The sequence below is a fragment of the Pseudoalteromonas sp. SG44-17 genome, from assembly GCF_014164235.1.
Classification (GTDB): Bacteria; Pseudomonadota; Gammaproteobacteria; order Enterobacterales; family Alteromonadaceae; genus Pseudoalteromonas; species Pseudoalteromonas rhizosphaerae.
On record NZ_JACJEV010000024.1, the window covers coordinates 53,393 to 66,705 of the forward strand.

Annotated in this window: 8 protein-coding genes; all 8 read left to right on the forward strand. The window is 43.6% G+C overall.

Annotated features, from left to right (window positions below; translation table 11 throughout):
• Window positions 1–300 precede the first annotated feature (300 nt).
• Window positions 301–795: a 50S ribosomal protein L10 gene (gene rplJ / locus H5182_RS15920; protein WP_145238296.1), complete on the forward strand. Its 495-nt coding sequence runs from the start codon at window positions 301–303 to the stop codon at window positions 793–795.
• A gap of 76 nt (window positions 796–871) precedes the next feature.
• Window positions 872–1,234, forward strand: coding sequence for a 50S ribosomal protein L7/L12 (rplL, locus tag H5182_RS15925; RefSeq protein ID WP_064668694.1), 363 nt, complete (start codon window positions 872–874; stop codon window positions 1,232–1,234).
• 271 nt (window positions 1,235–1,505) lie between these two features.
• Window positions 1,506–5,531 (forward strand): DNA-directed RNA polymerase subunit beta, encoded by a 4,026-nt coding sequence (gene rpoB, locus H5182_RS15930; RefSeq protein ID WP_145238299.1) that lies wholly within the window; start codon window positions 1,506–1,508, stop codon window positions 5,529–5,531.
• 103 nt (window positions 5,532–5,634) lie between these two features.
• Window positions 5,635–9,810 (forward strand): DNA-directed RNA polymerase subunit beta', encoded by a 4,176-nt coding sequence (gene rpoC, locus H5182_RS15935; protein WP_145238302.1) that lies wholly within the window; start codon window positions 5,635–5,637, stop codon window positions 9,808–9,810.
• A gap of 194 nt (window positions 9,811–10,004) precedes the next feature.
• Complete coding sequence (rpsL, locus tag H5182_RS15940) at window positions 10,005–10,379, forward strand: 30S ribosomal protein S12 (protein WP_002958885.1); 375 nt, start codon at window positions 10,005–10,007, stop codon at window positions 10,377–10,379.
• A gap of 97 nt (window positions 10,380–10,476) precedes the next feature.
• Window positions 10,477–10,947: a 30S ribosomal protein S7 gene (gene rpsG, locus H5182_RS15945; RefSeq protein WP_054206871.1), complete on the forward strand. Its 471-nt coding sequence runs from the start codon at window positions 10,477–10,479 to the stop codon at window positions 10,945–10,947.
• Window positions 10,948–10,974: 27 nt separating this feature from the next.
• A complete protein-coding gene (fusA, locus tag H5182_RS15950; protein ID WP_145238305.1) occupies window positions 10,975–13,089 on the forward strand; it encodes an elongation factor G in 2,115 nt (704 codons plus the stop codon).
• A gap of 63 nt (window positions 13,090–13,152) precedes the next feature.
• Window positions 13,153–13,313, forward strand: a 161-nt coding sequence (locus H5182_RS15955) for a GTP-binding protein (protein ID WP_246175643.1), incomplete at its 3' end; no start/stop codon positions are given.

The following is a 13,313-nucleotide window of genomic DNA, read 5'->3' on the forward strand; positions in this document are numbered from 1 at the left end:
ATTTATACTATAATTTTGCGCCATTTTGTTGAGAAATTTTGTTTTCTCAACAAGTAAAGAATTCGGGTTGAAGTCCATAATTTCGGTGCGCCTTCGGGCAAAACGATAAATTGGGCTTCCGTCCAAGACCGTAGGTGGCTTCGGCCTTAATATTCACCTACGTAGACGGTGTGAATCCCCAGATAGATTTTTCCTAATCTTCTGGCTCTCGCCGTAAAAAGCATCTCTATCTTGTTTGGTAGGGAAGAGTAGAACAGGGAAGCCGATGTACGGTAACCCATTAAACCAGGAGTAACACCCATGGCTTTAAATCTTCAAGGCAAAAAAGCAATTGTTGCTGAAGTCAACGAAGCAGCCAATGGTGCTCTATCTGCAGTTGTTGCAGATTCTCGTGGTGTAACAGTTGGCGCAATCACTGCCCTTCGTAAAGAAGCTCGTGCAAATGGTGTTTGGATGAAAGTTGTCCGTAACACTTTAGCAAAACGTGCTCTTGAAGGAACACAGTTTGAGTGCCTTTCTGATTCATTTGTTGGTCCAAGCTTAATCGCTTTCTCATCAGAGCACCCAGGTGCTGCTGCGCGTATCTTTTCTGCTTTTGCAAAGAAGAACGAGAAATTTGAGCTTAAAACGGCCGCTTTTGAAGGAAATGTTGTTGATGCAGCAATGCTTGCTACATTACCTACATACGACGAAGCTGTTGCACGCTTAATGAGCGCTATGAAAGAAGCGTCTGCTGGCAAATTGTGTAAAACAATTGAAGCAGTACGTGTACAGAAAGAAGAGCAAGCTGCTTAATTTTAAGCTGTTTAATCAATCTTTCGGTGTAAAATTTTTTTGGACCTAGAGTCCGTTAATTATTAGGAAATTTGTAATGTCTGTAACTAAAGACCAAATCCTTGACGCAATTGCTGAAATGTCAGTAATGGACGTTGTTGCTCTTGTTGAAGCAATGGAAGAAAAATTCGGCGTAACTGCTGCAGCTGCTATGGTAGCAGGTCCTGCTGCTGAAGCTGCTGAAGAGAAAACAGAATTTGACGTAATCCTTACTGGCGCTGGCGCTAATAAAGTTGCGGCAATCAAAGCTGTTCGTAGCGCAACTGGCCTAGGCCTTAAAGAAGCGAAAGCTCTTGTTGAAGCTGCTCCTACACCTGTTAAAGAAGGTGTATCTAAAGAAGAAGCTGAAGCTCTTGCTAAAGACCTTACTGAAGCTGGTGCTGAAGTTGAGGTTAAGTAATTTAGCTTTTGCTAAGTTCGCTGTCTGAGAAATCAGGCAAGGGCTGGTGATTATTTAATCACCGGCCTTTTTGCGCTATAGAGCGATGTATTCCTATAGCTCAAATAAAATCTAATTTTCTCTTTACTTTCAACGCTTTATAGTTTGCTAGTGTTAAAGTGGGAGTTAATTGGAACAACAATTAAATGTTGTACAATCTTGGCTTAGATGCCAGTTAAGTCTGTTCTTACAAGAACAGGTCGGGTCAAAGATCAGCAAGCTGAGGAACCCCATGGCTTACTCTTATTCTGAAAAGAAACGTATCCGTAAGGATTTTGGTAAACGTCCACAAGTTTTGGATATACCTTTCTTACTGTCAACGCAGTTAGAATCGTTTAAAAAATTCTTAGTGCCGGACGCTGATGGCGATCATGGTTTGGAAGCTGCCTTCCGTTCTGTGTTCCCAATCAAAAGCTACTCGGGAAATTCTGAGCTTCAATACGTAAGTTATCGTATTGGTGAGCCAGTTTTCGATGTAAAAGAATGTCAAATTCGCGGTGTGACTTATTCTGCTCCACTTCGCGTAAAACTACGCCTTGTGGTGATGGATAAAGAAGCGCCAGGCACAGTTAAAGACATTAAAGAGCAAGAAGTTTACATGGGCGAAATTCCGCTCATGACCGATACCGGTACTTTTGTAATCAATGGTACAGAGCGTGTTATCGTTTCTCAGCTACACCGTAGCCCTGGTGTATTCTTTGATAACGACCGCGGTAAAACTCACTCATCAGGTAAAGTGCTTTATAACGCACGTGTTATCCCATACCGTGGTTCATGGTTAGATTTTGAGTTTGATGCAAAAGATAACTTATATGTACGTATTGACCGTCGTCGTAAATTACCGGCGTCAATCATGTTGCGTGCACTTGAGTACACGACAGAAGAGATCTTAAACATCTTCTTCGAAACCACTGCGTTTGAAGTAACTGACGGTAAAGTTCTTATGGAACTTGTGCCATCACGTTTACGTGGTGAAACCGCTGCCTTTGATATAAAAAGTGAAGACGGTGAAGTGTTCGTTGAGTCTGGCCGTCGTGTAACAGCGCGTCATATCAAGAGCATTGAGAAAAAAGGCATTAGCCATTTAGAAGTACCCCATGAGTATATCATTGGCCGTGTAATTGCTAGAAACTACGTTGATGAGTCAACGGGTGAAGTGATTGCAAACGCGAATGATGAATTAACTTTAGAGTTAATGGCTGAATTGGTTAAAGCAGGTCACACTAAAATTGATACTCTATATATCAATGAAGTGGACAGCGGTGCATATATTTCTGATACGTTACGTATCGATTCAAGCACTAACCGCTTAGAAGCACTAGTAGAAATTTATCGCATGATGCGCCCAGGCGAGCCACCGACGAAAGACGCGGCTGAAGCCTTATTTGAGAACTTGTTCTTCTCTGAAGAACGTTATGACTTATCTACTGTAGGTCGTATGAAGTTCAATAGCCGTGTTGGTTATGACACTGACACAGGCCCAGGCACATTAAGCAAAGAAGACATCGTGTCTGTTATGAAAGTATTAATTTCTATTCGTAACGGTCAAGGCGATGTTGATGATATCGACCACTTAGGCAACCGTCGTATTCGTAGTGTTGGCGAAATGGCTGAGAATCAGTTCCGTGTAGGTTTAGTACGTGTAGAGCGTGCGGTACGTGAGCGTTTAAGCTTAGGTGACCTAGATGCGATCATGCCACAAGATCTTATTAACGCTAAGCCTATTTCGGCAGCAGTTAAAGAGTTCTTTGGTTCGTCTCAGTTATCACAGTTCATGGACCAAAATAACCCGCTATCAGAAGTGACGCACAAACGTCGTATTTCTGCATTAGGGCCGGGCGGTCTTACACGTGAACGCGCTGGCTTTGAAGTACGTGACGTTCACGTAACTCACTATGGTCGCGTATGTCCAATCGAGACTCCTGAGGGTCCAAACATCGGTCTAATTAACTCATTGTCTACGTACGCACGTACCAATGACTATGGTTTCTTAGAAACACCTTACCGCAAAGTGGTAGACGGTGTAGTAACTGATGAAGTTGATTACTTATCAGCCATTGAAGAAGGTCAGTTTGTTATCGCACAGGCGAACTCAAACTTAACTGAAACCAATGAGTTTGTTGATGAATTAATCCCATGTCGTCACAAAGGTGAATCTACCTTTATGGGTCGCATGGACCAGCAATATATGGATGTATCACCACAACAGGTGATCTCTGTAGCGGCAGCACTTATCCCGTTCCTAGAACACGATGATGCTAACCGTGCATTGATGGGTTCAAACATGCAACGTCAAGCAGTACCAACATTGAAAGCGGACAAACCGTTAGTAGGTACTGGTATTGAGTTAACACTAGCGAAAGATTCTGGTGTAACGATTGTTGCTAAACGTGGTGGTGAAGTAATGTATGCTGACGCAAGTCGCATCGTTGTTAATGTACATGAAGAAGAACGCATCCCTGGTGAAGCGGGCATCGACATCTACAACTTAACCAAATACACACGTTCTAACCAAAACACATGTATTAACCAAAAACCAACTTGTATGGTTGGCGAACCGGTTACTCGTGGTGACGTGTTAGCAGATGGTCCTTCGACTGACTTAGGTGACTTAGCCCTTGGTCAAAACCTGCGCGTGGCATTCATGCCATGGAACGGTTACAACTTCGAGGATTCAATCTTACTATCAGAGCGCGTAGTTGAAGAAGATCGTCTAACGACTATCCATATTCAAGAACTACAGTGTGTTGCCCGTGATACTAAGTTAGGTCCTGAAGAGATCACTGCAGATATCCCGAATGTGGGTGAATCTGCACTAGGCAAGCTTGATGAATCAGGTGTTGTTTATATCGGTGCTGAAGTTAAAGGCGGCGATATCCTAGTAGGTAAAGTGACTCCGAAAGGCGAAACGCAATTAACTCCTGAAGAGAAGCTACTACGAGCTATCTTTGGTGAGAAAGCGTCTGACGTTAAAGACAGCTCATTACGTGTACCAAACTCTGTAACAGGTACTGTAATTGACGTGCAAGTCTTCACCCGTGATGGTGTTGAAAAAGACAAGCGCGCGCTAGAAGTTGAAGAAATGCAACTTCGTGACGCGAAAAAAGACTTTAACGAAGAATTCCGTATTCTTGAAGCAGGCGTGTTAGATCGTGCTCGTAAGTTACTTATCGCAGCCGGTCAAGATGAAGATAGATTAGCGTCATTGAATGCTGAGAAGCTACTAACTCAAAGCCTTGCTGAAGAAGATAAGCAAGCTGAACTTGAGCAACTAGCAGCCCAGTACGATGAGCTAAAAGCTGAATACGATAAAAAGTTTGAAAACAAACGTCGTAAAATTACCCAAGGTGATGACTTAGCACCAGGCGTACTTAAGATTGTTAAAGTATACCTAGCTGTTAAACGTCGTATCCAACCAGGTGATAAAATGGCGGGTCGTCACGGTAACAAAGGTGTTATCTCGACTATCGTACCAGTAGAAGATATGCCATACGATGATAAAGGTCGTACTGTTGATATCGTACTTAACCCGCTGGGTGTACCATCACGTATGAACATCGGTCAGATCCTTGAAACACATATGGGTCTAGCTGCTCGTGGTATTGGTGAGCGTATTGAAGAAATGATGAAAGAACAACGTGAGCTTCATGAGCTACGTGACTTCATCAAGCAAGCATACGAAATTGGTGAATCTCGCCAGTTCGTAGACATTGCTAGCTTCACAGATGACGAAATTCGTCGTTTGGCTGAAAACTTAAAAGGTGGTTTACCAATCGCTACTCCTGCATTTGATGGCGCGAAAGAAAGCGAAATCAAAGACATGCTTGAGCTAGCTGGCTACCCTCGTAGTGGTCAGGTTACACTTTATGATGGCCGTACTGGCGATCAGTTTGAACGTCAAGTAACTGTTGGTTACATGTACATGCTGAAACTTAATCACTTAGTTGATGACAAAATGCATGCGCGTTCTACTGGTTCTTATAGCCTTGTTACTCAGCAGCCGCTGGGTGGTAAAGCACAGTTCGGTGGCCAGCGTTTCGGTGAGATGGAAGTATGGGCACTAGAAGCATACGGTGCCGCTTACACTCTACAAGAAATGTTAACAGTGAAATCGGATGACGTGAACGGTCGTACTAAGATGTATAAAAACATCGTTGATGGTAACCATAAAATGGAACCAGGTATGCCAGAATCGTTCAACGTATTGTTGAAAGAAATCCGCTCACTGGGTATCAACATCGAGTTGGAAGAAAATTAAGCCAATTAGATGCTGCAGCTAGCCTGCAGCATCTGTTACGGCCGAATAGAATGTAGGGACGAAATCATCCGTCCTCAAGATTAACTCCGACAGGAGAGCTAAGGTGAAAGACTTACTTAAGTTTCTGAAGCAACAAAATAAGACCGAAGAATTCGATGCAATTCGCATTGGTCTTGCTTCACCAGACATGGTTCGTTCATGGTCATACGGTGAAGTAAAGAAACCTGAGACTATTAACTACCGTACTTTCAAGCCTGAGCGCGATGGCTTATTCTGTGCCCGTATTTTCGGTCCAGTGAAAGATTATGAATGCTTATGTGGTAAATATAAGCGTCTTAAACACCGTGGTGTGATCTGTGAAAAGTGTGGCGTTGAAGTAACACTCACTAAAGTGCGTCGCGATCGTATGGGTCACATCGACCTTGCGAGCCCAGTTGCACATATATGGTTTTTAAAATCATTACCGTCACGTATCGGCTTAATGCTTGATATGACGCTTCGTGATATTGAACGTGTTCTTTACTTCGAATCATTCGTAGTAACTGAGCCTGGCATGACGACGCTTGAGCGTAGTCAGCTATTAGGTGAAGAAGAATACCTAGATGCACTAGAAGAGCACGGTGATGAGTTTGAAGCGAAGATGGGTGCTGAAGCAGTATTAGACTTGCTTCGTGAACTCGATCTTGCGCAATTAATTGCTGAAATGCGTGAAGAGTTACCAACAATTAACTCTGAAACTAAGCGTAAGAAGATCACTAAACGTCTTAAATTAATGGAATCGTTCCACCAATCAGGTAATAACCCTGAGTGGATGATCATGACAGTACTTCCAGTATTGCCACCTGATCTACGTCCATTAGTACCACTTGATGGTGGCCGTTTTGCGACTTCTGATCTAAATGACCTTTACCGTCGTGTTATTAACCGTAATAACCGTCTTAAACGTCTGCTAGATTTAGCTGCACCGGATATTATCGTACGCAACGAAAAACGTATGTTACAAGAAGCGGTTGATGCGCTACTTGATAACGGTCGTCGTGGTCGTGCAATTACAGGTTCTAACAAGCGTCCGCTTAAATCTCTTGCTGATATGATCAAGGGTAAGCAAGGTCGTTTCCGTCAGAACTTACTTGGTAAGCGTGTAGATTATTCAGGCCGTTCTGTAATCACAGTTGGTCCTACACTTAAGCTTCACCAATGTGGTCTTCCTAAGAAGATGGCACTTGAGCTATTCAAACCATTTATCTATGGCAAACTAGAGCGTCGCGGCATGGCTACGACAATCAAAGCTGCTAAGAAAATGGTAGAGCGTGAAGTTCCGGAAGTATGGGATGTATTAGACGAAGTAATTCGTGAACATCCAGTATTACTTAACCGTGCACCAACACTTCACCGTTTGGGTATCCAAGCGTTTGAACCTGTGCTTATCGAAGGTAAAGCAATCCATTTGCATCCATTAGTATGTGCGGCCTACAACGCCGACTTCGATGGTGACCAAATGGCGGTACACGTACCGCTAACGATTGAAGCGCAGCTTGAAGCTCGTGCATTGATGATGTCAACAAACAACATCCTATCTCCTGCGAATGGTGAGCCAATCATCGTTCCATCACAGGACGTTGTATTGGGTCTATATTATATGACCCGTGACCGCATCAACGCGAAAGGCGAAGGCGCGATCTTAAAAGATCCAAAAGAAGCAGAAAAAGCATACCGCAGCGGTAATGCAGACCTTCACGCTCGCGTGAAAGTACGTATTAGCGAATCAGTTAAAAACGAAAATGGTGTAGTAGAAGACACTGTAACTGTTATCGATACAACTGTTGGTCGTGCAATTTTGTCTCTTATTTTACCAAAAGGCATGCCGTTTTCGTCAATCAATCAGGCCCTAGGTAAGAAACAAATTTCTGGCTTATTAAACGAGTGTTACCGTCGTCTTGGTCTTAAAGATACAGTTATCTTTGCTGACCAAGTTATGTATACCGGTTTCCACTACGCAATGAAGTCAGGTGTTTCAATCGGTATCGATGACTTAGTTATCCCACCGATCAAAGCATCAATTATCGAAGCAGCTGAAGCTGAAGTAACTGAAATCAACCAACAATTCCAATCAGGTCTTGTAACGGCTGGTGAAAAGTACAATAAAGTTATCGATATCTGGTCACGTGTAAATGAAAACTTATCACGTGAAATGATGGCCAACTTGTCAAAAGACACGGTTATCAATGCCCAAGGTGAAGAAGAAGAGCAACCGTCATTTAACTCAGTGTTTATGATGGCCGACTCTGGTGCTCGTGGTAGTGCCGCTCAGATCCGTCAGCTAGCAGGTATGCGTGGTCTAATGGCACGTCCAGATGGTTCAATCATCGAGACGCCAATCACCGCTAACTTCCGTGAAGGTCTAAATGTACTTCAGTACTTCATCTCAACGCATGGTGCGCGTAAAGGTCTTGCCGATACAGCACTGAAAACAGCGAACTCGGGTTACCTAACGCGTCGTCTAGTAGACGTTGCACAAGATTTGGTAATCAACGAAGACGATTGTGGCACAGAAGATGGCTTAACAATGAAACCGCTTATTGAAGGTGGTGACGTTGTAGAAGCACTTCGCGAACGTGTACTTGGTCGTGTTGTTGCTGAAGATATTGTGATCCCTGGTACTAATACAGTACTAGTAGAGCGTAATATCATGCTTGACGAAAAACTGTGTGATCTTTTAGAAGAGCACTCAGTAGATGAAGTTCGCGTACGTTCAGTTATCACCTGTGATAACGACTTTGGTGTATGTGCTAAGTGTTACGGTCGTGACCTTGCACGTGGTCATATCATCAACGCGGGTGAATCAGTAGGTGTTATCGCGGCGCAATCAATCGGTGAGCCGGGTACACAGCTTACGATGCGTACTTTCCACATCGGTGGTGCAGCATCAAGAGCGTCTGCTGAAAACAATGTACAAGTTAAAACTAACGGTACATTGAAGCTTCATAACGCAAAATATGTATTAAACACTGACGGTAAGATTGTTATTACCTCTCGTTCTACTGAAATCACTATCATCGATAGCCATGGTCGTGAGAAAGAGCGTTATAAAGTACCTTACGGTGCGGTATTAACAGTACAAGACAATACGGAAGTTCAAGGTAACGACATCGTTGCTACTTGGGACCCGCATAGTCACCCAATCGTTCTTGAGCATAAGTCAAAAGTATCGTTCAGCGATATCGATGACTCAAACACTGAAGCACAGACTGATGAACTAACTGGTTTAACCCGTGTAGTTGTTAAAGATCTTGCTAAGATAAATGCGAAAGAGCCGAAGCTTATCATCGAAAGTGAAGAGCGCGGTCTGCAAGAAACTCGTCTTCCTTCATACACTACGATTGAAGTAACAGACGGTGTAACGGCAAACCCAGGTGACGTGTTAGCACGTATTCCGCAGGAAGGTTCGAAAACTCGTGATATCACGGGTGGTCTACCACGCGTAGCCGACTTATTTGAAGCGCGTAAACCGAAAGAGCCAGCTATCTTAGCTGAGATCACCGGTACGATTAGCTTCGGTAAAGAGACTAAAGGTAAGAAGCGTTTAGTTATTACTCCAGCTGAAGGCGATCATTACGAAGAAATGATCCCTAAGTGGCGTCAACTTAACGTGTTTGAGGGTGAGCAAGTGTCTAAAGGTGAAGTTATCGCCGATGGTCCTGAATCACCACATGACATCTTACGCCTACGTGGTGTGACTCATGTTGCTAACTATATCGTTAACGAAGTGCAAGAGGTTTACCGTTTGCAAGGCGTTAAGATCAATGACAAGCACATTGAAACAATTATCCGTCAAATGATCCGTAAGTGTACGATCCTTGACGGCGGCCATAGTGAATTCTTAGCCGGTGAGCAAATTGAAGTGGCACGCGTTAATATCGCAAACCGCGACTTAGAAGCTCAAGGCAAGTTACCAGCTAAATATGAAATCCAATTAATGGGTATCACTAAAGCATCACTAGCCACAGAATCTTTCATCTCGGCAGCCTCGTTCCAGGAGACAACTCGTGTCCTAACTGAAGCCGCTGTAAATGGTAAGAGCGATGAACTTCGCGGTCTGAAAGAAAACGTAATTGTGGGTCGTTTGATCCCAGCCGGTACCGGTTTTGCGTATCATCAAGAACGTATGGCTCGTCGTAAGCAGAGCAAAGTTGTAGTTGAAGAGCAAACAGTAAGTGCAGAAGAGGCAACTCAAGCGCTAACTGATGCTTTAAACGCGGATTTATCTGGAAATCAATAAATCTAACTTAATCAATAGATTAGGTTTTTGCAAGGCAGTTATCTACTGCCTTGCTAACGGTTTAGGTTGACAGCTCAATCTTTGCTCATTAAAATTCCGCCACCCATTTACCTGCACGTTTGGTACGAGCTTGTAAATAAAGGGCGGATTTTTTTATTTTTTCAGTAGTAATTTTAATTTCAGGAGCTATTTAAATGGCAACTATTAACCAGCTAGTGCGTAAGCCACGTCGTAGCAAGGTTACGAAAAGTAACTCAGCTGCGCTTAAAGCGTGTCCGCAAAAGCGCGGTGTATGTACTCGCGTATATACAACTACACCTAAGAAACCAAACTCGGCGTTACGTAAAGTAGCTCGTGTACGTTTAACTAACGGTTTCGAAGTAACTTCATACATTGGTGGTGAAGGTCATAACCTTCAAGAGCATAGTGTAATCCTAATCCGTGGTGGTCGTGTTAAAGATTTACCAGGTGTGCGTTTTCACACTGTTCGTGGTGCACTTGACTGTGCAGGCGTTAGCGACCGTCGTCAAGCTCGTTCTAAATACGGTGCAAAACGCCCTAAAGGCTAATTGTATTCCGTTAGTAAGGCCAAGCACTAAATATTTTTAATTATTGTTTTGGGTGATTGACTCGAAAGAGCAAACCTGAATAAACCGGAGATACAAAATGCCTAGAAGACGCGTAATAGGTCAACGTAAAATTCTTCCAGATCCTAAGTTCGGATCGGAACTTCTTGCAAAATTCGTTAACATCGTAATGTTAGACGGCAAGAAATCTACTGCTGAAAAAATCGTTTACGGTGCGCTAGATGTGGCTGCTGAGAAATCAGGCAAATCGCACCTTGAAATCTTTGAAACTGCACTTGAAAACATCCGTCCACAGGTTGAGGTTAAATCTCGCCGTGTTGGTGGTTCAACGTATCAAGTACCAGTAGAAGTACGTCCAGTACGTCGCAACGCATTAGGTATGCGTTGGTTAGTAGACGCTGCACGTAAGCGTGGCGAGAAATCTATGGGCTTACGTTTAGCTCAAGAACTTGTTGACGCTTCTGACAACAAAGGCACTGCGGTTAAGAAACGTGAAGACGTTCACCGTATGGCTGAAGCGAATAAAGCATTCGCACATTACCGTTGGTAATCTGTCCTTAACCTTTAAGAGGATTTTATGGCACGTACAACTCCACTTGAGCGCTACCGCAATATCGGTATTGTTGCTCACGTAGATGCAGGCAAAACCACCACAACAGAACGTGTTCTGTTCTACACAGGTCTTTCTCATAAGATCGGTGAAGTACATGATGGCGCCGCAACTATGGACTGGATGGAGCAGGAACAAGAGCGTGGTATCACAATCACTTCTGCTGCAACAACGTGTTTCTGGAAAGGGATGGACGCGCAATTTGACGCTCATCGTATCAATATAATTGATACTCCAGGGCACGTGGATTTCACTATTGAAGTAGAACGTTCTTTACGTGTACTTGATGGTGCGGTAGTTGTGCTTTGTGCTTCATCTGGTGTACAGCCGCAAACTGAGACAGTTTGGCGTCAAGCGAACAAATACGAAGTTCCGAGAATGATCTTCGTAAATAAAATGGATCGCACGGGCGCTGACTTCTTAACGGTTGTTGGCCAGGTGAAATCTCGTCTTGGAGCAACGCCTGTTCCAATTCAGCTACCAGTAGGCGCTGAAGACGACTTTAAAGGTGTTATTGACCTCATAAAAATGAAAATGATTAACTGGAATGATGAAGACCAGGGAATGACTTTCACCTATGAGGCAATACCGGCAGAACTTCAAGATTTAGCTGAAGAATGGCGCTCAAACTTAGTTGAAAGCGCCGCTGAAGCATCTGAAGAACTAATGGATAAGTATTTGGAAGGTGAAGACCTGAGCGAAGCAGAAATTAAAAATGCTTTGCGTCAGCGTACATTGGCTAACGAAATCGTCCCAGTCACATGTGGTAGTGCATTTAAAAATAAAGGCGTTCAAGCTGTGCTTGATGGCGTTATTGAATATATGCCTGCACCAACACAAGTGAAACAAATTCAAGGTATCCTTGAAGATGGTACTGAGGAAGAACGTCCAGCTAATGACAACGCACCGTTTGCTGCACTTGCTTTTAAGATTGCAACAGACCCGTTCGTTGGTACTTTAACTTTCTTCCGTGTTTACTCTGGTACTGTTAAACAGGGTGACGCGGTATACAACCCAGTAAAATGTAAGCGTGAGCGTCTTGGCCGTATCGTTCAGATGCATTCAAACTCACGTGAAGAGATCAAAGAAGTCTACGCAGGTGATATTGCGGCGGCTATTGGTCTCAAAGACGTAACAACAGGTGAAACACTGTGTGATCCGAATTCTATTATTACGCTTGAGCGTATGGAATTCCCTGAACCAGTTATCTCTGTTGCGGTTGAGCCTCGCACAATCGCTGACCAAGATAAGATGGGTATCGCGCTAGGTAAACTAGCGGCAGAAGATCCGTCTTTTCGCGTACAAACTGACGAAGAATCAGGCCAGACTATTATTTCTGGTATGGGTGAACTTCACCTTGATATCATTGTCGACCGTATGAAACGTGAATTCAGTGTTGAATGTAACGTTGGTAAGCCGCAGGTTTCTTACCGTGAAGCTATTCGTTCAACTGTTAAAGTTGAGGGTAAATTCATACGTCAATCAGGTGGACGTGGTCAATATGGTCATGTCTGGCTTAAACTTGAACCGATGGATATTTCGGATGATGAAGCCCCAATTTACGAGTTCGTTAACGAAACCGTAGGTGGCTCCGTTCCAAAAGAATACATCCCTGCGGTAGACAAAGGCATCCAAGAGCAAATGTCTCAAGGTGTGCTGGCAGGCTACCCATTACTTGGTGTGAAAGCGACTTTATATGATGGTTCATTCCATGATGTAGATTCGAATGAAATGGCATTTAAAATAGCGGGTTCACTGGCAATGAAACAAGGTGCGCTACAAGCAGACCCTGTACTATTAGAGCCAATGATGAAGGTTGAAGTACTCACTCCTGAAGCAAACATGGGTGATGTAGTTGGTGACTTAAACCGTCGCCGCGGCATGATCGAAGGCATGGAAGATGCGCTAGGTGGACTTAAATTAATTAACGCCCAGGTTCCGCTTTCTGAAATGTTTGGTTATGCTACTGATCTACGATCTGCAACACAAGGCCGTGCCTCATACTCTATGGAGTTTTTGAAGTACGCTGAAGCCTCGAAACATGTTGCGGACACAATAATTACAGCTCGCGCTGTTAAGTAATTTTTAGCTCGGTTTGGTCCACAGTGGACTGAACCTTTAATTTCTTTATAGGAATTTTTTAAGATGGCAAAAGCAAAGTTTGAACGCGTAAAACCGCATGTAAACGTAGGTACAATCGGCCACGTTGACCACGGTAAAACTACCCTAACTGCAGCAATCACTAACGTACTTGCAAAAGTATACGGCGGTGTTGCTAAAGATTTCGCATCAATCGATAACGCTCC

What these genes read in the sequence shown, in the direction of transcription:
- rpsG (WP_054206871.1), top strand. Translation starts at nt 10,477, where the DNA reads ATGCCTAGAAGACGCGTAATAGGTCAACGTAAAATTCTTCCAGATCCT.
- rpsL (WP_002958885.1), top strand. Translation starts at nt 10,005, where the DNA reads ATGGCAACTATTAACCAGCTAGTGCGTAAGCCACGTCGTAGCAAGGTT.
- rplJ (WP_145238296.1), top strand. Translation starts at nt 301, where the DNA reads ATGGCTTTAAATCTTCAAGGCAAAAAAGCAATTGTTGCTGAAGTCAAC.
- rpoB (WP_145238299.1), top strand. Translation starts at nt 1,506, where the DNA reads ATGGCTTACTCTTATTCTGAAAAGAAACGTATCCGTAAGGATTTTGGT.
- fusA (WP_145238305.1), top strand. Translation starts at nt 10,975, where the DNA reads ATGGCACGTACAACTCCACTTGAGCGCTACCGCAATATCGGTATTGTT.
- rplL (WP_064668694.1), top strand. Translation starts at nt 872, where the DNA reads ATGTCTGTAACTAAAGACCAAATCCTTGACGCAATTGCTGAAATGTCA.